Source organism: Treponema berlinense, from assembly GCF_900167025.1.
Classification (GTDB): domain Bacteria; phylum Spirochaetota; class Spirochaetia; order Treponematales; family Treponemataceae; genus Treponema_D; species Treponema_D berlinense.
In genome coordinates, this window is record NZ_FUXC01000014.1 from 1 (window position 1) to 22,325 (window position 22,325).

Sequence of the window (22,325 nt, forward strand, 5' to 3'; positions counted from 1 at the left end):
ATCTTCGGACATGTTCTTGATGTCTTTTGTCGTGATATTGTTTTTCTCAGCGATTTGTTTTACTTCGCTGACAGTGTGGGGGCTGACATGTCGACTGGAACAGATTTGCCTTCGTGACATGCCACTTTCAATTAGCTCAAGAATGAGCTTCGGATTGATTTTGGCCATAAGCAGGCCTCCTTAAAATAAGATTTGAACTTTTATCAAGTTCATAAAAATCTTACTTAAGGTGTTATATTTTAGAAATATTTAATTGGTGCTCTTATTGATATTGGTGGTGCTCAGATGAATATTGATGGTTCATTTTCTGTGAAATAATCAATTAGACAAAAATGAAAAAAAGTTTTTAAAAGATAATAAAAATGATTTTTTTAATGACTTCTTTTCAATTGTTGAATCTCATCATAATGCAATATTAAACAAAATTTTTTTTCTTATATTTTGGTTTGGTGTTTTTGGAACAGCTATTTCAGGACTATTAATTTATATTCGTATTGAAAGTAAATATCCAATGAATTATTTGGGCATTGCTTTTATAGGTGGTTCTGTTTTGTCACTTATAGTAGGCAGTCTATCTTATTTTATTCTTCACGGAAAAGTAAAATCAATCAAGGTAAAATCTCGATTTTTTATTAATATCAAATGCTGTTTTCAAAGGCTTGATGAACTGGAAATGGCCTTAAGACAACAATTTAAACTTGTTTACAACAATAATTTTAAATTTGATTATGATAATATAGACGACCCTACGATTCCATTTGTGGCAAGAATTCGCAAAGAAAATTCAAAGCTTCCTTTGAATATTATTAATGTATTTCAAGAACTAGGCATTTTTGAATTTGATAGAGAAACAAAGCTATTTAAAACAAAAAATATTACAGATACAGTAAGTTTTTTCATGTCAAAGTGTCCAGGGATAAAATCACAAGAATATAGTAAATATTTTTCAAATATCAAACATGCTCATACCATTGATAATAACAGTCGTTTAACTAGAAAACGAACTTACAAAGGTGATGATGATATAGAACGTGAGTCCAACCAGAAAAAAACAGAAGACTTTATAAAAAGAATTTTAGATGAATGCGAAAAACATAAGATTGTCGCCTCCGATGATAAAAATGCAGAAAAATAGCCAGCGTTAACAAATTCTAAGTTTCACATTTAAGTCTCACTAAGAGCAACCATCATAAAAACACCCTTATAATCTACTTAATCTCTAAATTTTAACCACTTTAAGTAGATTATAAGGGTATAAGTGAAGTTTTGAGACATTTTCTATTCTTCTGAATTATTGAATTAAAAGATTTCCAACCCCTGCTGGTAGAGTATGTAGGATATTAAAAGGCTTTTATAATCTCTTCCCATTTCAAAATATGAAAGTCATTCGCGTCCATACAGATGTTTTTATACTGTTCTGGATTCACTTTCTTATGAGAAAAAGATTTGTTGTACTCGCTTAAAAAATAATCTTCTGTTACCATTTTTTCGTGAGTATGTCCGTGAATATTCACAAGACCGCTTTCTTTTTCAATGAATACTGGCTCATGCGAAAAAATATAATTTCCAAACTGGAGAGGTCCTTTATAAACTTCGTCAAAACCGAGATATTTAAAGTATTCAATATAATTTGGAAAAGGCTTTTTTCGTGCCCTAAAATCATGATTTCCAAGAATAAGGCACATCTTCCGGTTCTTTTTCATCCGCATAATGTCTTGCATTATCCGATCATTTCCCAAACGCAGATTCAAAAATACATCACCGAAGTTCCAAATTAAGCAGTCTTCTGGAAGTGCATCAAATTTTTTAAGAATGAACTCATTCATTTTAGTACAACCTTCTGCTGAATATTCAAAAGGGCGGTTACAATATTTAATTATGTTTATATGAAACAGATGTAAATCGCTTGTGAGATATATCTTTTCTGGCGAATAACCTAAAGAGAAATCATCAGTTGTAATTTGTGTGAACATATTTGCTCCCATAATTAATTTAAAAATCCAGCATCGCAAAGAGGCCTCTGTTTTTCAAATCATAAAGCCTATTTGTTTCCATTGGATATCCAATCGGATTTAAAAGCAGGGTAATCTTTTTGGAACCAAGCTGAATAACTTTTCTTCCCGTGTCGTGAGTGTGACCTGCAAGCCAGATAGATTTATGTTTCATCTTTGCAAGATATTCATCCGCATTAAAATAAAAGTATGCATTTGAGATTTCATCTTCATATTTTCGTGGTATACCAAATGCGGTGGGAATAAAATGTGTCATGACTATATCAGGCTTTTGAGAGATTACATTTTCAAGTTTTTGCATTTCATCCTTAAAAATTGCATCCGGATCATTATTCTTGTAGCGCCAGTGCACGTTGTCATACCAGAACTGCCATTCATTTTTTAGCCATTCTTTAGAATGAGGCCAGGTTTTTGAACCGACTAAAAAATCATTAAAGCCCATGCAACCGCCGATTTTAATCTTGCCGATTTTTGCAGTTGTTCCATCGAGTAGCGTTACATTCGGAAGTTCAGAAAGTTTTTCTTTTATCCAGTTCAGTTTTTCTTCTGTCTGAGTAAAAGGATTTGCAAGAAAACAGTCGTCATGCTTTACCGTTAAATCGTGATTTCCAAAAGTTAGAAAAATCTGCTTGTATTTAGGGGAAGCGAGCCTGTAAAAATCAATAAAAATTTTTGGATTGTCAGCTGTATCTCCTGCAACGCAAAGCACATCGCATGAAGGAAGATAGCGCTCCATAAAATTTGAGATTTCTGTTCTGTTTTCTGCATAGTGATCTACGTGCAGGTCGCTAGTTAGGTTTAAAGTCATTATGGTCCTTCAAAAGTAATATAATCCCAGTTTGGCTGACGTTCCATCATCAAAATAAGACGATTGGCTAAGGTATTATAAAATTCAGAAACACATTTTCCTAAATCGACTTCCTTTGCAAAACGTTTCATTTCTTCGGCAATTTTTCTTACGGTTTCGTATGTGTAAAGATTATGATCATACCAATCGAATTCAATTTCATCTTCTGAGTCATAATTCTGCACACGACATAGATATGAAATAGATTTGTTAAAGTATCGATGCAGAAATTGATGATATAAATAATAATAGACAACATCTTCTTCTATTGAGATTTGTTCTTCAAAGTAACAATAACAATTACTATAGCTTTCTGGAGATTTGTCATTAGTTTGTCTTACTGGATATATCCAAAAACAAGAACCTGAATTATGCCCCTCTTCCCACCACGGTTCAAATACATCTTTTAGAAAATATTGATAAACTGCTGTTTTATATTTAGGTAATACTACTCTTAAATCATCAGAGCTTTGAAATATTTCTCTATGATTATCTAAGACATTTTGAACAGCTTCTTCATATAATCTACTGCTGTATATTCTTACCTTATACGGCTTGCAATACTTCTCTGCCATCAGGATATCGTGTAAACTGCCGCCAGATTCACCATCCCATAAGTCGAGCATAAAGTCACAATCCTTAGCCATTGCCTCGTTTCGCTGATGACAGGCTTTATTGTGATATTTATCATAATCGGGAAGATATTCATCCAGTGGAATATTATTTTTCACCGCGTATTCTTTCGCAACTAAATCTACTCCGCGCGCACCGCCTTCAAGAATCGTGACATTGTGAAACTGCTTTTCTGTAATACAATTTTCAATTTCTGAAATAATCCATTTTCTATCAGTTATTGACCTGCTTCCACATATAAATAAATTCATGAACTTACTCTCTTTCAGCCCCCAATAAACAAAAAATGGGGAAGAAAACAGAAACCATAAAGACGGTCAACGCACAGTATGGCTACAAACCTGAACACTCTCTTCTCCGCGTACAGGTGGGTGCTGTCTTCTTTGCCCCAAGCGAATCGTTTAGTATCTTCCTCAGCACGGTCTACCCTGGCATCCAATTCACCAACATAGCCACCCACTCAAACGGTGAGACACGCAACAGCATGGCTTTCCTCGTCCAACACTAAACACCGCGTTGCCCAGCTTGGCCGATTTAACGGAATCTCGCCCGGCAATTTTTAATATACTATTGGATTAAGTATTTTTCATTAAACTTAAAATTTAAAAATATTGTTGCAAGAGCAGATAAGGTTTGCAGAGATTATGCTAAGCAAGCTAGAAAACAGTTTGCTCGTGACCGTATATATAATGCTCTTACTGGATTTGACAGACCCGCTGATTCTTTCTGAAACTTTATCATGCTTTATATCGCTTTATTTTGATGGAATTAGTTATTCCAATAATAGCTGGAATAATTAAAACAATTATAACGAGTATTCCATACGGTATCAAAATTTCAAAATCAAAATTTGATAAAAAATATTTTAGCATTTCAAAGAAAGTTTTTATGTTTATTGTATTTGCTTCTTTTTTGTATAAGAAGTTTTGAATAATTCCTTCATTAAAAATTGAAAAATCAAGGATTATTATGCAAGGAATGAGACCAAGAGCAAGCGTGTTTGTAAAAGTATGTTTATTTTTTATAATAAGTAACAAAAGAAACCAAATGAATGAGACATATAAAATTAAAAACTTCCAGGATTCTTTTAATAAGATCTTGAAAGTGATATTTTCATACATCTGATTTGACAAATTATTAAACCAAAGCTGTATTTGTGGAATATGTATTATTATAAGAAACCAAAAGACTGTATATAATGATAAAAGAAAAATCCACAACGGCATTCTTTCATCATAAGAATCGTTCTGAGTCAATGTTAGCTTTTCTTTAAAATGTATACGAATATAAATATAAAATCCAATAACCGCCAGTTGAAGAATTCTAGGAATGTTTAAGTGAAAATGAAAAAATGAGTGTATATGATAAACAGAAGGTATTACCATATGGAAAAGTTTTGTATTAAGAAAACATAATATTCCGGCGGTTAGAAAAAATAATAATTTTCTGTAAAAATAATTCTTATTTTTTCTATATGAAATTAAGTCGAGTATTATAAAAATCGCTATAGAAGAAAGTATAAACAATACACATACGGTAATTAGATCTGCTGAATATTCTGAAAATAAAATGACTGAAATTAAGATTATCAATAAGCCGACTAAAGAACAGCCTGATGGTACAATATAAACCCACATAGTTATTTAAGTTCCTTTACGTGTTTTTTTTTCAGCAACCTGCATTTTTGGGTAACAATATAAATAAAACACCGTTATTGAGGTGGGCGTTGCTCCCACAATACAAACTCTTGAACCAAAAGTCTCCTCTACTGCTTTGAGGGCATCTACAACAACGGTGTATTAAATTATAAATAAAACTCCGCTAAAGGGTAGGAGTTGCACCTACAATATCAGCCCTTCGTTTTGCAGAAGAACTGTCCGCTACTCGTTTGCGATCATCCGCAATAACGATGTATTAATTATAACATATAATTAAGAATCATTAAATGAACAAGATTTGTCTCATTTTTCTAATTCTGCTAGTGTTTTTATGCACTCTTCATTTCCTGTTTCTTCTGCAACTTTTTTTAAGCATTCAATTGCAGTATTTAATTTTCTATGAATTCTGATTACATCCGATTCCTGTTCGATATGACACTCGCCGTAATTCATTCCGTATCCCCAAACGCCGTAAAAACCCCAGCATCGATCCAATTGATTTAAAGCAGATAAGAGCTGCTTTTGAAGGTTCTTAAAATATTTATTCATGTGCTGATTTTCAGGGCTGAGTTCAACAGTAAAATCATTACATTCATGTTTACAGTAAAGTTTATAATCATCTATTAAGACACTGAATACTTCATTATGAATGCTATTTTGAAAAACTGATTTATTTCTATTGTAATTATTCAGGAACTTAATTCGTATTCGTAAAGTCTCCCTCATTTCTGCAAACTTTTTTGAGCTTAAATATAATCCGCTGCACCAGCGATTTACTTTACTGATTAAGTCAAGAGAAGAGTAATTCTTGTATTCAGTATAATGATTTTTAGACATCTTCTTTAGTCAAATCTTCCTAAGTTTAATCCTTCTGCCATTCTGCACCTCTAAAAATGAGCCTGTAACTTTGCCCAACTGATGAGTCGGGAGAAACAGGCTCAAGAAAGTTACCGATGGACGGACATCCCCATCATCAGTCAATGATGTTTTACCTCAGCACGGTCTACCCTGGTATCCAATTCACCAACATAGCCACCCACTCAAACGGTGAGACACGCAATAGCATGGCTTTCCTCGGCCTAAACATCAGCGCCGGCATAGTCCTTTCTGCTCTTGGTAACTTAATTACAATGTAACATAGGTTTTTCAAAAAATCATTAAACTTAAAATTTAAAAAGATTTGTCATTTCTTCATTACTCATATCTTTAAGTCTCATTCGTTTTTTTGATTTTTTAACGTCCAATAAAATAAGGTGCGTTATTCCTACAAAAAAGCCCTGCTCGCTAGACACGGACAGGGCTTCTCTTTTTACATATTCAAAAACTTCTATTCTGAATAATTGAAGGTCAGAGAATACTTACCGTCAGATTGTGTCGTACTGTTAAAGAACGTACTGAAGAATACAACTTCGCTAGAACTTAAAGTAACGGAAGAACCGCTTGTGCTTACAGTTACTGTTGTACTTACTGCATATCCGTTTGCAGTCCAACTGAATGTAATGTCAGAACCGCTTACAGTATATGTACCGCCGGAGGGAGCATTAGTTTTTGAACCGGAATAAGTCCAGTTTCCGTCTGATAAAGTAATTGAACCGTTTTTCTGTGTGCCGTTTGCATTGCTGAAGGAATATGTACCGTTTACGGAAGATGTATCACCTTCATCACTTTCTGAACTAGATGTATCTAGTTTAAATACATCTGGGCTGACATAACCGGTTTCAGGTTCCCAATTTACATCTAAACCTGAGCCTCTATAATATGAAGAAAACTTTTCAAGCGACAAAAGTTTATCGTTAATTCTTACATAAAATCCCACATAATAATGACCAGGATCTTCTACAAAGATTCCAGGACTTTCAAAAGGGTCTCCATCATATTCTTCATTATATACATATATTATATCTGTGTTTTGATTTATTTCATATCTTGTAGAGTTTATGAATACAGAATCACTTGTAAAAACAAGTGTATTTATTCCACATGTAGGATTATCAGATACAGACTTCCAAGAACCTAGTATTTCTGCATATTTTTCTTTTGCTTTCTCGCTTCCCCATCCTTCAAAACTTTTCCATGCAGGTTCATGAGTAGAATCAGTTGGCTGCTGACATGAAATAAAAGTAAATAACGATAATACGCTTAATGCAAATAAAATTTTCTTCATAGATTTCTCCTGATATTTATATAGATTTTCAACTTAATGAAAAATTGAGTCTGGCACAGCAACTTTTTTCACACGGCATTCCTTGCGGAAGGGATAGAACAGAGGTTGTGTCTTACTCAGGCTCAATCAATTACACGTTAACATACATTTTTCTAAATTGCATTAAACTTAAAATTTAAAATCATTCAAGCCATAGCAATTGAAATTCCTCTCTCAATATCTCAAGTTTCTCTCCTTATTCCAAATATTCCTTAAATGCAAGTTTTATCAGTTTTTCCACAACCTCATCAGAAAAGTGTTCCTTAAGCGACTTTCTGATAAAATCCTCTGTGTCGTTGTGCATGATAAGCTGACTTTTAATATCATTTACAACTTTGAAATGCTTCTTTCGTTGTTTGTTTATCTCTGGTACGGAGAAAAACTCATATTCTTTTTGTGTATCAAACACATCGTAAACTTCATGATCCGGCGAATCTACAACGATGACTTTGTTCTCTTCCTGCTGCAAATAAATTTTGTCGTAAATGCAAAACTCTGTGTGGCCCACGACCTGGTTATTGTAATATGCATCTTCAAGAAGGGAATCAGGTCGAATCCACAAACAGAATTGAGAAGGTTCATCGCCGCTTCCGCTAAAGCAGCCGTCCCAGTCGAGTTTTTCATCAAATGGAATCCACTTTGAAAAGTTGAAAATGTCGTATTCTTCAAGCCGCTTTTTGAAAACTGAGTTTAAAAGGCTGATGGAATATTCTTTTTCGTCTTGAATCATTCCTAAGTTTTTAAGAATCTCCTGCATGTAATTCACACAGTTTTTGAAAAACCTGCATGACTAAAAACCCATCCGTCACATTCAAAAGCAAGTTCGAGAATATCTCTTGCACCAAGCAAAAGTTCCCTGATTACAGTAATTTTTCCTTCACTGTAAATTGAACCGCTCTGATGTCCAGAACAATTCTGTCCTTCACGAGACTGCGACAAATACGACCAGTCGTGATTTCCGATCAAAAGTTTTCTATGCTCAGTATCCTCCCGAACAAAATCAAATATTCTTAAAGTTTTCTCCCTGGTCTGGCCATTCATTTTCCTAGGAGTCAAAATAGTCGCCGTGAAAAACAATGAAATCACAGCTGCCTGCAGGAAGTTTCTTTACAACTTCCCATTCGTGAGAACCGTGTACATCTGGAACAGATAATACTTTTGCCATAAGTATTCCTCTTTAAAGTTTAAAAATTCTCCATCCAATAATCTTCTTCAATTATTTCTTCGGTTATCAGTGGGAGTATTTGGTTTTCAAAATCTAAGTAGAAAGCCCTTAACAATCCATTTGCATTATAATAATTTGAATACGAAAATAATCCATCTTCATATGTTGTAGGATATTTACCTTTCCATTCGTCTACATAATCATGGTGATACCATTGCTTTAATTCTTTAGAATAATAACCAGCTGCTTTTCCTTGTATAAAATAGTCATCTGAAAATTTTCGAATAGCAGGATTTTCAATTTTTTCATAATCTCCGTTAAAGAGAAAGGAAAAGTCCGTCTGAAATTCTTGCTTTATTTTTATAACTTGGTGATTTGCCACATAAAAACTCATTCAAATATTCTCCCCAAAAAAAATGAGCCTGACACAGCAACTTATTTCTCATAGCATTCCAAGCGGAAGGAATCGAATAGAGGTTGTGTCTTACTCAGGCTCAAAAAAGTCACCGATGGACGGAGACCCCATCATCAGTCAATGATATTTTACCTCAGCACGGTCTACCCTGGCATCCAATTCACCAACATAGCCACCCACTCAAACGGTGAGACACGCAACAGCATGGCTTTCCTCGCCCTAAACATCATCACCGGCATAGTCCTTTCTGCTCTTGGTAACTTAATTACAATGTAACATAGGTCTTTCAAAAAAACATTAAACTTAAAATTTAAACTCTAAGTCTCTATTTACTTTTATCCTTTTTTAATGCAAGAATTCTTTTTCCAGGTTTAAGTTCTATTGGCGAACCACAACCATAAATATCCAAGGTTGAATCTCCACGATTTTCAATCCAGAGATTTCTTCCCCCCGTACCAAGAGAATAAAATTCAAAACCGCCGTTATTTACATAATAGCGGATATCGATGTTCTGAGAATGCTCTTTATAATAATCATGGCTTCCTTCTATGAGGTATGTATCTGTATACGTTCCAATATGAGGATAACCAGAAAAGTCTCCCTCGGATCCGTCCGGGTTTTGATATATCAGCTTTTCGAAATAATATTCACAGTAATCAGCAACAACAAGAAGCATATCGTTTTTAGAAAGTCCTTGAGTATCAATTGACTTGTAATACTCAGCTTTTATTCCTTCATACTCAGGAAGTTTATAAGGAGAATCATCCTGCCGTTCAAAAAAGCATGAATCAAAAGGGCAGTGGTACAAAGTATTCTTTGTCTGAATTTCAAACTCCTTTTCTTCATGATTTATAGTTACAGACTGAACAATTGAAGTATGTCCGTTCATTCCCTCATAGAATCCTGTTCGATTAAAAAACTGCCCGAATGCCATCGGCCTTTTTTCACCATTACTTTCATATTCACCAAGATACCAGTGACGCAAGGTGTTTGTTTGTATTCATTGTCCATAATTTTCTCTTGGTATAAAATTAAACAATCTTCTCCAGCACATTTTTTACATACCATTCATCATCATCTATCAGAACTTCGTTTGGAAAAATGCCGCTTCTGTCCTCGAAAGGAGTTGAATATTTTAGAACGACATCCTTAGGAAGAAGTCTTTTCACCTCGACTGCAATTGCAATTCCCTGTTTGTGAAAACTCTTCCAGTCAAAGATCTTGTTTGTTTCTTCAAGAGTAATTTCGCCTGATTCAGATGGAACTAAAACCTGCAACATATAACTATCTGCCCATTTCTGCAGCTCTGCAAATTTTAAGTTATAAGTATCATTTTTTAATGAAATATGTTCAGCATTCCCAACACATGTTCCTTCTATATCCCAAAAAAGTGATAATGAATCTTCCGGTTCCATTTTTAAAATAGAAGCGTATCGCGAACTGTTTTGTTCAACTCCTTCTAAATATGCCTCATTGTAAACCTGCGCCATAGTTTTTTCGTATTCAGCCTTGGCAAAATGATATATCTCAGCACCGGCATCATATCGGTATTCATTAATGCTCCATTCAACAACATCAGTTGAAACTGATTTTACATTTGCAACTAAGGCGGAACATTCTCTTATTCCGCATCCGCAATGTTGTATAAAAATCATATCTTTGTCAGAAGCCAATATATCATCATAATCTGCAGGATTGTATTCTTCTTTCCCAATTTCTTTTCCATCAATATAAAAGTAAAATGCAAGATATTTTCCAAGACCGCTTCCTTGTTCAATATCAACATGTTCTGTTTTAAAAGTCAGCTTACTAAGTTTCATACTCCACCTCGCATTTTATTTCTAATAATTATAAATTCAGCCTGATTTTTATTCATTAAACTTGTGCTTGAATACTGCTGTTAACACCATATGGCTTCAGTAAACTTTACACGACTTCAGATTACCTTGTCATTAAACTTAAAATTTACTATTTTTAAACTATGAAGGTAAAATTTCTTGTTCCGGAAATTGATAAAGTACGATGGGCCGAAAAATTTAAGGAAGAATTGAGTATTTTTAAATTAAAGTCAAAAGAGCTAAGCGAAATAGGAGCAGAAACAATTTGCCCACAAAGAATTAATAAATATAAAAACGGTGCAATTCCAAAAATAGATACCTTCCTGACTATCTGTAGATTTTTTACTTCTTCCCCCGATGTTATTTTGTCAGCAAATCCAAAATGGATGGAATGTGAAATTAATTGCAAAATAGAAGATTTTCCACCAGAAAGAGTTTTTGGAGTATTTCAAGACACCTATTACATAGTTCCTTCAGATAAAGCATATGAGAGGAAATATAATTATGTTACTTTTGTTAGACGACTCCGTGAAGAACCGGATCCTTCTCAATATTCAGATTTTCATTTTTATGGAACAAAATATGATTCTTATGAAAGCGTTGTTAAAGGAAAAATTATTTATCATATTCCTTATGTAAACGGTGAAAAGACTTCTAAAAAGATATTTTCTTTTCTTGATGAATACAAATTTTCAGATAAACAGTTAACAATATTACTTGACCTTAACAACACGCAGTCTATAACTAACAGAAGAAATAATAAGACAGAATGGACAATAAGCGATATTTATAAACTTTCATGGATTTTGAATAAACCATTTGAAGACCTAATTGAAATTGATTTTCACGAAGAAACACGAGAATCCCTTTTTAATCCAATTGTCTTCCTCGAGCACTATGTACCAGAATTGATTTCTGATGATACTGATGAAAACTCTGTTCAGTCTGAATAACATATATGTCTCAACTCTGTGACAAATACAAAAATATGTCACAAGGCAACAATCTATTTATTATAGAAGAAACTTGAACAATCTTCTAAACGTCACACTTTCTTTATCTTGCCCCTTACGGGGGATTATTTAACAATCATCTCCCCCTTACGGAGGAGATGAAAATTACAGAATTATAGAACTAACTTTTTGCATCCAAGGCTTTCTTAAAAAAGTTGTTTCCATAGTTGTTTCTAAAAGCAACAAATTCCTGAAGATAATCATTCATGAAATTTATTGAAGCTTCCATATCCTGTTGTGTTCTGTTTTTAGAATCAACTTCTTTGCGGAATAAAGAATAAGAGTGTCTCAGAAAATCAAGGAAGAGCACAATTTGAATCTGGCCTTCATATTCAACCTTATTTAATCCGCTTTCAATTGAATCCAAACTATCATGAACAGACGAAACAAGTTCTGCAGTTTCTTTTTCCTGAACTGTAAGCTGCTTAAAGCTTTCTGTCATTTTATGCATTGCTTCTAAAAATAAAGTTTCATTCTGTGTATTTTTTGAAAGATACTCTTCAACTGCTACACGAATAACATTGTTGACACTTCTGTTAGTGGCCTTTGCATATATTTCAATCTGACCCCAAATGTTATCCGGCAAGCGCACACGCAGCTGGCGGTTATAAATCTTATTATTCTCTTTCATCTGTTTGCCTCCCTGTATACTTGTAATTTTGGATACGTTCTGCCTTTTTTAGAAATATATTTTCCGCAATGAACGAACTGCGTATAAACTCTATAATCCGGCATTTCATCAGGAAAGGGTATTAAATAAGCTTTTTGCAGTCTGGCATTTTCTACAACAACAGCATTAATCCAGTTTTCTTCATCATTTTTATAAAGAAGCTGAGTAACAATACCATCCATTTCTGGCTTGGTATCATCCCATAATTCGAGTTTGCCAGGATGTACAAGTTTCATATTAGCACGAGCTTTTTTATAGACATTCACTTTCCCCAGAATACGCAGCTTTTCGTTCCAATTGTTTTCAAGCCAAAAACAGTTTTCCTTAGATTGAAGTTTCTTTGCCAGACCTAATTCAACAAGTTTCTCACAGCGTTCATTCTGCTTTTCTGTTCGTGTTAAAACAAAGGTAGAAAAGTGTTCATTTTGCACTCCGAGTTTTTGTTCAATACTAAGCAGATCTTCATCGATTGAAGTAAACCTTTCTAAGAATGGCTCTTGTCCTTTCTTCTGCAGAATCTCCTTTGAAGTTCTAAATCCAACTAAACCTGTGCAAATATTCTGGACCATCATACGTCCGGTTTCTTTTACAAAAGATTTTGGGAAACGGACACTTCGTCCATTCTTATCAACTCCATTTATCAAAACATGTGCATGCCGGTGATTTGTATTTTCATGTATACATCCAACCCAGTTTAATTGATAACCGTATAAAGAGTTTAATTTTTCGATAAAAACTTTTGTTGCTACATGCAAATCAACATCCTGAGATTCAGGCGAGATAATGAACCTGAAATGTAAATCAGCCATTATTTTTTGATACGAGTCGAAAAAAGTTTTATCAACCTCAATATCAGAAAATAAAAACGGCTTTTCGTCGATATCGTTTTTATCGAGTTGTGTCATGTACTCTGTAAGAAATGCAAGATGCTTATGTTTGTCCTGAACATAATGCATTTTTAAAATACAGTTTTGAGATTTTGCCGAGCCACTTCCTCTAATATAATTCTTCTGCTTTTCTTCCTTCGATTTTAAGGGATGAAAAGAAAAGTCTAATTCCCGCAGAAAATTTGCCATTTCCTTTCCGGCATCTCTTTTTTTTGGCTTTTTGGGCGCTTTTTTCTTTAAATCATCCCAAAAATGCTCAAAATAGTCATATAATTCACGTTGTTCTTTAGTCATATTCAGTTCCTTACAAATTTGCAGAGTTGCAAAATGCAAAAATCACAACTTGCAAGTCTGCAATTCAGTTTTTTATTAAAAATCGTCCAGATTGTATGTAGGCATAATTGGAGGAGGATCGTCATCTTCATCGCTAAGACCAAAGACTTCAGACAGACCATCTGTTTCTGACTCATCATCTACACGGCACCGTAAATAATCAAAATGACCTTTCTCAACAATGTTGTAATCAATAATGTAGCCGTCATCATCGATGTTTGTTCTATTTTTGAACCAAACATCAATAATACTCTCAGACGCAGTTGTAATATCACAATAAGAATATTTAAAATATAAATTCCGTAATGCAAAATTGCAAAATCTACGTAAATCTTTTGCATCTTTGGATACTTTCGGTTTTCTTTCGTTTGCATCTTCAGTAATTGCTTTTTTCTTAAGTTGAGAAATTGCAGCATTTATAGTAAGTTTTCCTGCCTGTATTTCAGAACGAATATTATCATCACAATTCTTTAAAAGTGATAAGCCGTTATAAATGGATCTTTCACTCTTTCCAAATAATGTTGCCATTTCAGAAATGAATGCAGCCTTACTTTGTTCCGTTTGTTCCATAGCTTTGTATTTACGTTCCAATAAAACAAGAAATTCATAATCTGTTAAATGGCGTGATAACAACTCAATATCAGATATGTAAGCCGCTTCCTGTTCTTTAGAATCAAATGATTTTACAATTACAGGAAGTTTCGCTGCATGAATTATTTTCCCGGCATTTAACCTATGTTGCCCATCTCTTAAATAAAACTTGTGATTTTTGTAAACACAAATTAAAGGATGCTCAACTTTGATACCTTCTTTTTTCATCGAATTGGCAATTGCTGAAACACGATTTTTATCGAGCTTTAGAAAATCCTTATACTCATCTGTGTGAATTTTATCAATATCAACCCAAATAACCTGGTTTAATCCTTCCACAAACTTTTCTTTAGTAGAAAGAATCGAATCCTTTGCACTTTGCAATTTCTCTTTTAAATTATTTATTACTTTCATTTGTAAACTCCTTTGACTGCAACCAGGAAACAAGTAAGTTTTCCTGAGTTACAGATTTATAAAAATAGCTCATTGGATTATCCGATGCTTTTCTCTTCGAATACTCCAATACATATTCAAGATATTTTTCTGCATCATTACTACAAATGTCATACTTTGAAAGTAATGATTCTAAATCTTGAACTAAATCAGGCGAAAAACTTGAAGCAAAATTTCGTTCTAAAAAACTGCTTATTATTTTTTGCAAACTAATATTTGTAGTAGTAGAAGAAGCAGTTTTTACATCTGTATTAGTACCTGTAATAGTAACAGTATTCATTTCGTTTAATTCGCTGATATTTGCTGTATTTCGCTTTTTAGCATTCAGCGAATTTATTTTTGAACGTTTTCGCTTCCGGTCTTCAGGGAATTTTAATTGGCTCCATAATGCTCTCATTACATCTCCGTCTTCTGAATCAGGAAATTCAGGTTCTGAATTTGTAAATGAATAAGCACATAAAGCTTCAAACAATTCCAGCCTGGTATTAGGATTTCTGAAAGACTGAATAGTTTTCCACGTCTGCACAAAGATTGTGCATGATTTTTCTTTTTCATCATCATTCATATCTTTCTTTTCCCTTCTCTTTGTTTTTTATTAAATGTTTCTTACTGGTAGAAATTGTAATTACCCGAGGTTCACCATCATGCATTGTTATTGTGCAGATAATTTCACCGTAACGAGTTCTACAAGTTTCATCTCTTATAAGTTTGATCAGTTCATCCATACTATTTTTCTCCCGACGTTGTAACGCGATTAGCAAGAATAAACTTTTCAATATCAGAACGTAAAAAATATGTTCTTTTTTTAATCTTGATTCGTGGCAGTTCTTCTGCTTTTATACAACTATCAAGACATGAAATTGAAATCCCTAAAATTTTTGCTGTTGTAAATCTATCGAACAAAGTCTGTTCCGGATTCTCCGTAACAATTGATAATTTTGGTTCCTTCATAAAGGACCTCCTTGACTCTGTATGCGCGCCTGCAGAGTTTAGAAATATTACTCACCACAAGGTGGTATAGTTAACTGTAGGCAATGTTAATTGAAGTCAGGTGTAGTCAAAAAGTGTTAAAAAGTGTTGATTAGTGTAGCTTTGACGTTTTTTTTAAAAAAAAGGCGAAAGAGTTTTACTCAATCGCCTTTCATTTCATTTTTATTCATTGCAAACAGAATATTCAACATCTGCTGCTTCGATAATAGGTAAGAATAATTGCTCCTGCACTTTTTCAAGTTTATCCAAAGCATTTTCTACTGCCACATGTTCAGCATAATGATTTAGCATAGTTTCGGTTCTATGACCAGAACCGGTCATAATTACACGATTATCCTGAATCAAATCCTTTACACGGCTGCACCATAAATGACGCCAGGCATGAAAGCAGATTTTTTCCGGATCTGGATGACCAGATTCTTTTAATGCTCGTCTGAAATACTTTAACCAGTTTTTAGGGTCTGTTGGCTGTTTAGGAAGAAGACCAAAAAATACAAAACCTGCCTGACCTTCATTATAAGGATTGAAACTTGCCTGCATAAGAAGTGCATCTCGAACCTTTGGAGGGATTTTTATTTCTCTAGACTCATTTGTTTTTGTTTCTTTAAGTCCATCATACTTGCTCCATGAATGACGAATGTAAATTCTATCAATACCAATATCCTGCAGCTGAAGACCTGCAATTTCACCCTGACGCATTCCTGTATAGAAAGCCAGTTCATTTGCAAGCTTCGCAGAATCATTTTCCCATGGAGTTCTAAAAACAGCAGCGGCCTGTTCAAGAGTAAGGATATCACGTTTCTTAGATTTTTGACCGCATTTTAAGATTCCATCAAAACAATTGTTTTCAGTCAGTTCATTAAAAAATGCCCATTTTAATGGAACCGTAATTGAACTTACAATCGAGTTTATTGTCTTTGGAGCAAGCTTTAAGACATCTTCGTTATTAAATATTTCCTGAACATCTTTTCTGGTAATACTTCCAACAGATCTTCCCGCCAACATTGGAAGCCAATAAATCATTACACGGCTTCTCATGGTTGCACAGTATGATTGATGAATACTTTGATTTTTAAGTTTCTTTTCTTTTACATAAGGAGAGTTTTCAAAATCCCAGAAGTTAAGAAGAAAATCTTCAATTGGTCTGTCTTCAGGGCTTTTATGAATTACAGCTGAAGTAATGTAATTACGTTCTTTTAGAATTTTGATAATGCTTTTTATTTCTTCAGTTGAAAAATCAGTAGTTCGCAAATCATTTAAGATTTTGATTTTATCAACAGAGCTATAAGCATCAGAATCTTGTTTGCTGTTAATTCTTGCGGGAATCTGTCCATTGACAACCCATTCCATTGCTTTTCTTTCAGCTTCAACTCTAGTACGGCAGCCTGTACTTTTACTTGTAGAACGGGAACCATCACTCATACGGAATTGCACATAATAAATTCCAGTATGGCGTTTAAAAATAGAATAAGGTTTGGTCATAAAAACCTTCCTTTTCTGAAACTGGCAAGTATGAGTCTTAAAAAAGTTGCTCAACATCCTTGCTCAATATCAAGGTGATTTTCACGCCAAACCTTACTTAATAGGTTTTGGTAGTGTGCTAAACCCTTATAACATAAGGATTTAGCAGTATAGCGGGGGGGGCAGGACTCGAACCTGCGGCTTCCGGGTTATGAGGCAAAACCTCTGTATTTAAGCAAAATTATACAATCAGACTTTTTTCTTGTAGTCAGTAAAAACTCACTTTATTCCTGTGTGTTTTCTCTATATATTTTTGAGTTTTTCTAAGATAAAATATGAGAATGATCAGCGTAATCAGCGTTGACGACCATGAAATGATAAGCCTTGGCCTTGGGCAGGTGTTTTCGGAAACTGAAGACATCCGGGTCTGTCATTTCTGCAAGACAAATTGTAATAATTGAAGTTACATCAAAAATCTGTTAAAGTTGGCGTATGAAAATAAGCAGCAAATTTACGGTGGCGGTTCACACGTTGTTGTGCATTTACCGTTTTAAAAAAGAATACAAGGTTACCTCGGATTTTATTGCCGGAAGCACGGGCGTAAACCCTGTGATTATACGGCGGACGCTAATTTCGCTCAAGGCGGCGGGTCTTGTGAACGTTGCGGCAGGAACAGGCGGAGCTGAGCTTGCGGTAAAGCCGGAGGATTTTACACTTTTTGACATTTACAAGGCTTCGGGCAGCATGGAAGAAAATATTTTTGGTTTTCACGAGCAGCCGAATCCCGCGTGCCCTGTCGGAAAAAATATCCACAACATACTCGACTCCCACCTTGCGGACGCGCAGAAAGCGTTTGAGCAAAAGCTTGCGACGGTAAAATTTTCCGACCTTGCGGCAGAACTAAAAAAGGCGGAATCTGCGCGGAGCGGAACGCAATTGCGAACATGATTACGAACGGAGAAAGCCAGATTGAAAAGCTTGTCGCCATAACGCCCGACGGAAAAGTCGGTTCACCGTGCGGAGCGTGCCGCGAATACATGATGCAGCTCGACAAGGACAGCGGCGAAATCTAAATCCTCGTGGACTACGAAACGCGAAAAACTGTCCGCCTCAAGGTACTGCTTCCCGACTGGTGGGGAAAGCCGCGGTTTGAGGAAGAATGACAAAATTTTTTATAAAGGGGATAATACAAGGAAAATGGCTTTTGACTTCAAAAAGGAATACAAGGAATTTTATCTGCCGAAGTGCAGGCCGGAAATCGTGAATGTTCCGCGCATAAATTATGTTGCGGTCCGCGGCAAGGGGGACCCGAACGAGGAAGGCGGCGCGTACAAAAAGGCAATCGGCATTTTATACGCTGTGGCATACACGCTCAAAATGAGCTACAAGACTGACTACAAAATCGACGGATTTTTTGAATATGTCGTGCCTCCGCTCGAAGGCTTCTGGTGGCAGGACGGAAGGTGCGGCGTGGACTATTCGCGGAAAGAGGATTTCAACTGGATTTCCGCAATCCGACTGCCGGATTTTATCACGAAGAAAAATTTTGACTGGGCGGTGGAAACTGCGGTCCGCAAGAAAAAGCTTGACTGCTCGGATGCGGAATATCTTACGGTTGAAGAGGGGATTTGCGTTCAGGTCATGCACACAGGAAGCTACGACGGCGAGCCTGCGACAATCGCGCTGATGGATTCTTTTTTGGCACAGAACGGCTACGAAAACGACTTTGACGGAAAACGCCTTCACCACGAAATCTATCTTTCCGACCCGAGAAAAACCGCCGCGGACAAACTGAAGACAGTAATCAGGCATCCGGTCAGGAAGAAGTAGGAATTGACGGTCATTGCCCGTAGTGCTCCTATGTCATTCCAATGACCCGACACAAATTCCGTGTCATTCCCTTGCTTGATTTTTTTGTCATTGCCTGGCTTGACTGACCTTCGACGTTTGCGCAGCAAACTCGGTCAGCAATCTCTTACAGAAACTTGCGGTTGCCGTTTGTGCAAGGTTCGGCTGGTGGATTTTCGGAAAATTCTAGGTTACAATTTTTGAACTGGCTCGTGCAGTCAGGAATTTTTTAGCTATGTCTGGGAGGTGCGGATATGTCTTTGGCGGAAAAAATCGCGTATTTGAGAAAGAGGAATTCTCTGTCGCAGGAGGAACTTTCGGAGCGGCTGGACGTTTCGCGGCAGGCAGTGTCCAAGTGGGAGGCGGCGGAATCCGTGCCCGACATCGCAAACCTTGTGCGGATTTCAGCTCTGTTCGGTGTTTCGGTGGATTTTATGGTGAAGGACGGTTGCGGAACGGCGGAAACTGAAATGATGGGCGGAACGGCTTTTTCTGATTCCGCAGAAATAAGAGAATTTCTTTGCCGGGCAAAGCGCGTCACCTACGCTGGAAAAGGAAGCGAGATTCAGCCGTGCCGAAAGAATTCGCACGACCTTTTTTATTCGGAGGACTTGGGCGCAGATTTTGGCAGGCTTGAGTATTACGACACGTACTTAGGCGGAAAGAATTTCAGCGGCGAGGAGGCTCTGTGGAAGAACGGAATTCCGTTCTGGGCAATGAACTACTGCGGGCGTGTGCTTGACGATTCATTTTCAGGCGACTTTCTGAAAAGCGCGCTCCATGCGGTTGAGCCTAAGCTGCCTTTCCGCGGGCCGGAATTTTTCCGTGACGGAGACAGAACATACATCTGCAAGGTTTGCGGCGGCTTTGAATGGTTCAGCGGAAGCGAGGCGATTTTTCACGGAGAAAATAAGGTGTATGAGTGTGTTTTTCACGGCGGATTCGTGCGATAGCTTAGGGCTTTGCATACCTGACGGCATGCTTAAAGTTTTCTTCGAAAACTCTTTTATTTTACGTGTGCGCTCACGCGCACGTCCTAAGCTAAAGCTTAGGGCATGGAGCACTGGCGAAGGTTGTTTTAACAACCGAAGCCAAAGACCGCAGCCGTGCGATTTGCACGGCGAGGACTTAGAGCGTGAGCGAAGTTCATATCCACACTTCGCCGTCTTCGCGGCTCATTCCTTCACTTCGTTTCGGAACTGCTTCGCAGGTGCTACTATCCCTAACGCATAAAAAAACGAAAATTTGCAATCATTTTCTTTACAAATGCAACTTTTTAACATATATTGTAGACATGAATACAGTAGCAATGAATATAAGAGTAGACAAAAATCTCAAGGAACAGGCGACGGAACTTTACAACGACTTAGGACTTTCTCTTTCAAGCGCGATAAATATGTTTTTGCGGCAGTCTGTAAGGGACAACGGATTTCCGTTCAAGCCGCAGCGCACAAAACGCAAGAGCGAAATTGAACTTGCCGTAGAAGAAGCCGACCAGCTCATGAAAGACCCGAATGCAAAAACATATAATAATTTACAAGAACTTTGGGATGAAATCGGCATATGAGTGAAAATCCTTACAAATTCAAAACAAGAGCCACAAAACGGTTTATAAAACACGCTAAACTCGTAAAAAAACGAAGCGAAAAAGATTCCGAAAAACTGAAAAATACTATCGAACTTCTTGCAAAAGGCGAAAAGCTCCCCGAACGCTTCCGCGACCACGAACTTACAGGAAATCTAAAAGGAAACCGGGAATGTCATATTCTTCCTGACTTGCTGCTCATTTACAGAATTTTCAACGACATTTTAATTCTTGAACTTCTTGATACTGGAACCCACTCAGATTTATTCAGTCTGTAAAATTTTAAACCTTATAACTTCACATCTTCCTATATGCCCTTATCAAAAGCACAGTGCTCGTAAGCGCAGAACATGTTGTCGCAATCGGCTCAGCAAAAAATATTCCTTCAACACCAAAAAATTTTGGCAAAACAAGAGCCAACGGAATCAAAAGAATTATTTTTCTTAAACAGGCAATAAAAACCGACACCTTCGCATTTCCGATACCAACAAAAGTTGTTTGCGCAGAATTCTGAATCCACATAAGCCAAAGCCCTGCGATATAAACTGGAAGAAGTTTTTGCTCAATCTGTAAAATTTCTCCGCTCGAAGTAAAAAGAGAAGCAAATCTGGTCGGAAAAACACTTGCACTCAAAACAAGACAAACCGTAATAATTCCGTTCACAAAAAGCATTTTGCGGATAACTTCTTTTACACGCTCAAATTTTTTTGCGCCAAAGTTGTACGAAATTATCGGCTGCACACCGTTTGCAAACCCCTGGGTCGGAATAAAAATAATCTGCATCACGCTCTGCATAATCGTCATCGCTCCGACGTAAATATCGCCGCCATAACGCTGCAAGCCCGAATTAAAAACGACAAAAATCGCACTTTCCGTAGCCTGCATTACAAAAGGAGACGCTCCGAGCGAACTGATTTTTTTTATAATCGCAAATCTCGGTCTTAAAATAGCAAAAGTCAGACGAATTTCAGATTTTTTGGAACACAAAAACGACACAATCCAAACCGCGCTCACACATTGCGAAATAATCGTAGCAAAAGCAGCGCCTTTAACGCCCATTCCGAGCGCAAAAATAAAAATCGGATCAAGAATAATATTCAAAACTGCACCAATTAAAATCGAAATCATTGCAGTTTTTGCGTGTCCCTGGCAAGTTATAAACGGATTTAAGCCGACCGAGAACTGGACACAAATCGTTCCCAAAAGATAAACCGAAAGATAACTGTCCGCAAAAGGCAAAGTTTTTTCACTCGCCCCAAAAAAGGTCAAAACAGGCGTTTTTAAAACCAGAAAAAACGAAGTCAGCACAACAGAAAAAATAACCAGCATAAAAGCCGCATTTCCTAAAATTTTCTGGGCAGTTTTTCTGGCAGAAGGGTCAAGCTCACTTTTTCCAAGTTCAATCGCGGCAAGAGGCGCGCCTCCTGTTCCAGCAAAAGCACTAAAAGCAGAAACAAGCTGAATTATCGGAAGGCAAATTCCAAGCCCAGTCAGAGCAAGCGAAGAATCTGCTCCTTCAGAAGAAATATGACCAATATAAATTCGGTCAACAATGTTGTAAAGAACGTTAATCAGGTAAGCAAGCACCGAAGGAAGCGCAAGCCTAAGCATAAGACGCGAAATTCCGTCCGTTCCCAGAGCAGAATCTCTATTTTTATTTTTTAAAGAAGATTGCATAAAAAAAATCTATCCCCAAGCATACAAAAAAATCCCGAACAAAGCC

General features: G+C 36.3%; 27 protein-coding genes. 8 read left to right on the forward strand and 19 right to left on the reverse strand.

Annotated features, from left to right (window positions below; translation table 11 throughout):
* Positions 1-511 precede the first annotated feature (511 nt).
* On the forward strand, positions 512-1,135 hold the full coding sequence (locus tag B5D47_RS10050) for a hypothetical protein (RefSeq protein WP_078931717.1): 624 nt from the start codon (positions 512-514) through the stop codon (positions 1,133-1,135).
* Positions 1,136-1,340: 205 nt separating this feature from the next.
* Here B5D47_RS10050 and B5D47_RS10055 read toward each other — a convergent pair whose 3' ends face one another.
* The 11 genes from B5D47_RS10055 to B5D47_RS10110 form a co-directional block, all read right to left on the reverse strand.
* On the reverse strand, positions 1,341-1,985 hold the full coding sequence (locus B5D47_RS10055; RefSeq protein WP_078931718.1) for a metallophosphoesterase: 645 nt from the start codon (positions 1,983-1,985) through the stop codon (positions 1,341-1,343).
* A gap of 7 nt (positions 1,986-1,992) precedes the next feature.
* Positions 1,993-2,820 carry a metallophosphoesterase gene (locus B5D47_RS10060; protein WP_078931719.1) on the reverse strand — a complete coding sequence of 276 codons (828 nt, stop codon included), beginning with the start codon at positions 2,818-2,820 and terminating at the stop codon, positions 1,993-1,995.
* A complete protein-coding gene (locus B5D47_RS10065; RefSeq protein ID WP_078931720.1) occupies positions 2,820-3,743 on the reverse strand; it encodes an SLOG family protein in 924 nt (307 codons plus the stop codon). Before B5D47_RS10065 ends, B5D47_RS10060 begins: the two co-directional genes overlap by 1 nt.
* Before the next feature lie 486 nt (positions 3,744-4,229).
* A complete protein-coding gene (locus B5D47_RS11310) occupies positions 4,230-4,613 on the reverse strand; it encodes a hypothetical protein (RefSeq protein WP_143592679.1) in 384 nt (127 codons plus the stop codon).
* Between the two features lie 840 nt (positions 4,614-5,453).
* A complete protein-coding gene (locus B5D47_RS11315; RefSeq protein WP_143592681.1) occupies positions 5,454-5,699 on the reverse strand; it encodes a hypothetical protein in 246 nt (81 codons plus the stop codon).
* 778 nt (positions 5,700-6,477) lie between these two features.
* Entirely contained in the window at positions 6,478-7,314 is an 837-nt protein-coding gene (locus tag B5D47_RS10085) for a hypothetical protein (protein ID WP_078931724.1), read from the reverse strand.
* 235 nt (positions 7,315-7,549) lie between these two features.
* A complete protein-coding gene (locus B5D47_RS10090) occupies positions 7,550-8,083 on the reverse strand; it encodes a hypothetical protein (protein WP_143592683.1) in 534 nt (177 codons plus the stop codon).
* Between the two features lie 32 nt (positions 8,084-8,115).
* Positions 8,116-8,394 (reverse strand): hypothetical protein, encoded by a 279-nt coding sequence (locus B5D47_RS10095; protein ID WP_078931726.1) that lies wholly within the window; start codon positions 8,392-8,394, stop codon positions 8,116-8,118.
* A 143-nt stretch (positions 8,395-8,537) separates the two neighbouring features.
* Positions 8,538-8,912, reverse strand: coding sequence for a hypothetical protein (locus B5D47_RS10100; RefSeq protein ID WP_078931727.1), 375 nt, complete (start codon positions 8,910-8,912; stop codon positions 8,538-8,540).
* 346 nt (positions 8,913-9,258) lie between these two features.
* On the reverse strand, positions 9,259-9,867 hold the full coding sequence (locus tag B5D47_RS10105; protein ID WP_143592685.1) for a hypothetical protein: 609 nt from the start codon (positions 9,865-9,867) through the stop codon (positions 9,259-9,261).
* Between the two features lie 97 nt (positions 9,868-9,964).
* Positions 9,965-10,753, reverse strand: a complete 789-nt coding sequence (locus B5D47_RS10110; protein WP_078931729.1) for a hypothetical protein — start codon at positions 10,751-10,753, stop codon at positions 9,965-9,967.
* 161 nt (positions 10,754-10,914) lie between these two features.
* Between B5D47_RS10110 and B5D47_RS10115 the strand changes: the two genes are divergently transcribed.
* Positions 10,915-11,724, forward strand: a complete 810-nt coding sequence (locus B5D47_RS10115; RefSeq protein ID WP_078931730.1) for a hypothetical protein — start codon at positions 10,915-10,917, stop codon at positions 11,722-11,724.
* Positions 11,725-11,905: 181 nt separating this feature from the next.
* Here the strand turns inward: B5D47_RS10115 and B5D47_RS10120 are convergent, their stop codons facing one another.
* The 7 genes from B5D47_RS10120 to B5D47_RS10145 form a co-directional block, all read right to left on the reverse strand.
* The gene (locus B5D47_RS10120) at positions 11,906-12,415 is read right to left on the reverse strand and encodes a type 2 periplasmic-binding domain-containing protein (protein WP_078931731.1); all 510 of its coding nucleotides are present in this window, start codon (positions 12,413-12,415) and stop codon (positions 11,906-11,908) included.
* Positions 12,412-13,635 (reverse strand): relaxase/mobilization nuclease domain-containing protein, encoded by a 1,224-nt coding sequence (locus B5D47_RS10125; RefSeq protein WP_078931732.1) that lies wholly within the window; start codon positions 13,633-13,635, stop codon positions 12,412-12,414. Before B5D47_RS10125 ends, B5D47_RS10120 begins: the two co-directional genes overlap by 4 nt.
* Positions 13,636-13,710: 75 nt before the next feature.
* Positions 13,711-14,679, reverse strand: coding sequence for a ParB/RepB/Spo0J family partition protein (locus B5D47_RS10130; RefSeq protein ID WP_078931733.1), 969 nt, complete (start codon positions 14,677-14,679; stop codon positions 13,711-13,713).
* Positions 14,663-15,283 carry a hypothetical protein gene (locus B5D47_RS10135; protein WP_078931734.1) on the reverse strand — a complete coding sequence of 207 codons (621 nt, stop codon included), beginning with the start codon at positions 15,281-15,283 and terminating at the stop codon, positions 14,663-14,665. Before B5D47_RS10135 ends, B5D47_RS10130 begins: the two co-directional genes overlap by 17 nt.
* Positions 15,276-15,443 (reverse strand): hypothetical protein, encoded by a 168-nt coding sequence (locus B5D47_RS11470; RefSeq protein WP_159443527.1) that lies wholly within the window; start codon positions 15,441-15,443, stop codon positions 15,276-15,278. The genes B5D47_RS10135 and B5D47_RS11470 overlap by 8 nt, the downstream gene beginning before the upstream one ends.
* A gap of 1 nt (position 15,444) precedes the next feature.
* Positions 15,445-15,669, reverse strand: coding sequence for a helix-turn-helix domain-containing protein (locus B5D47_RS10140; RefSeq protein WP_078931735.1), 225 nt, complete (start codon positions 15,667-15,669; stop codon positions 15,445-15,447).
* A gap of 201 nt (positions 15,670-15,870) precedes the next feature.
* Complete coding sequence (locus B5D47_RS10145) at positions 15,871-17,190, reverse strand: tyrosine-type recombinase/integrase (RefSeq protein WP_078931736.1); 1,320 nt, start codon at positions 17,188-17,190, stop codon at positions 15,871-15,873.
* A 471-nt stretch (positions 17,191-17,661) separates the two neighbouring features.
* Here B5D47_RS10145 and B5D47_RS10155 point away from each other — a divergent pair, with 471 nt between their 5' ends.
* The 6 genes from B5D47_RS10155 to B5D47_RS10180 all read left to right on the forward strand — a co-directional run bounded on the left by B5D47_RS10155 (position 17,662) and on the right by B5D47_RS10180 (position 20,880).
* Positions 17,662-18,117 (forward strand): Rrf2 family transcriptional regulator, encoded by a 456-nt coding sequence (locus B5D47_RS10155; protein ID WP_078931737.1) that lies wholly within the window; start codon positions 17,662-17,664, stop codon positions 18,115-18,117.
* Positions 18,114-18,242, forward strand: a complete 129-nt coding sequence (locus tag B5D47_RS11550; RefSeq protein ID WP_200806579.1) for a cytidine deaminase — start codon at positions 18,114-18,116, stop codon at positions 18,240-18,242. The genes B5D47_RS10155 and B5D47_RS11550 overlap by 4 nt, the downstream gene beginning before the upstream one ends.
* A gap of 124 nt (positions 18,243-18,366) precedes the next feature.
* Entirely contained in the window at positions 18,367-18,999 is a 633-nt protein-coding gene (locus B5D47_RS10165; RefSeq protein ID WP_078931738.1) for a GyrI-like domain-containing protein, read from the forward strand.
* A gap of 272 nt (positions 19,000-19,271) precedes the next feature.
* Positions 19,272-19,970: a DUF5680 domain-containing protein gene (locus tag B5D47_RS10170; RefSeq protein ID WP_078931739.1), complete on the forward strand. Its 699-nt coding sequence runs from the start codon at positions 19,272-19,274 to the stop codon at positions 19,968-19,970.
* Between the two features lie 341 nt (positions 19,971-20,311).
* Positions 20,312-20,584, forward strand: coding sequence for a type II toxin-antitoxin system RelB/DinJ family antitoxin (locus B5D47_RS11320; protein WP_143592689.1), 273 nt, complete (start codon positions 20,312-20,314; stop codon positions 20,582-20,584).
* A complete protein-coding gene (locus B5D47_RS10180; RefSeq protein ID WP_078931741.1) occupies positions 20,581-20,880 on the forward strand; it encodes a type II toxin-antitoxin system YafQ family toxin in 300 nt (99 codons plus the stop codon). The genes B5D47_RS11320 and B5D47_RS10180 overlap by 4 nt, the downstream gene beginning before the upstream one ends.
* Positions 20,881-20,899: 19 nt before the next feature.
* Here the strand turns inward: B5D47_RS10180 and B5D47_RS10185 are convergent, their stop codons facing one another.
* Complete coding sequence (locus tag B5D47_RS10185; RefSeq protein ID WP_078931742.1) at positions 20,900-22,279, reverse strand: MATE family efflux transporter; 1,380 nt, start codon at positions 22,277-22,279, stop codon at positions 20,900-20,902.
* Positions 22,280-22,325 lie beyond the last annotated feature (46 nt).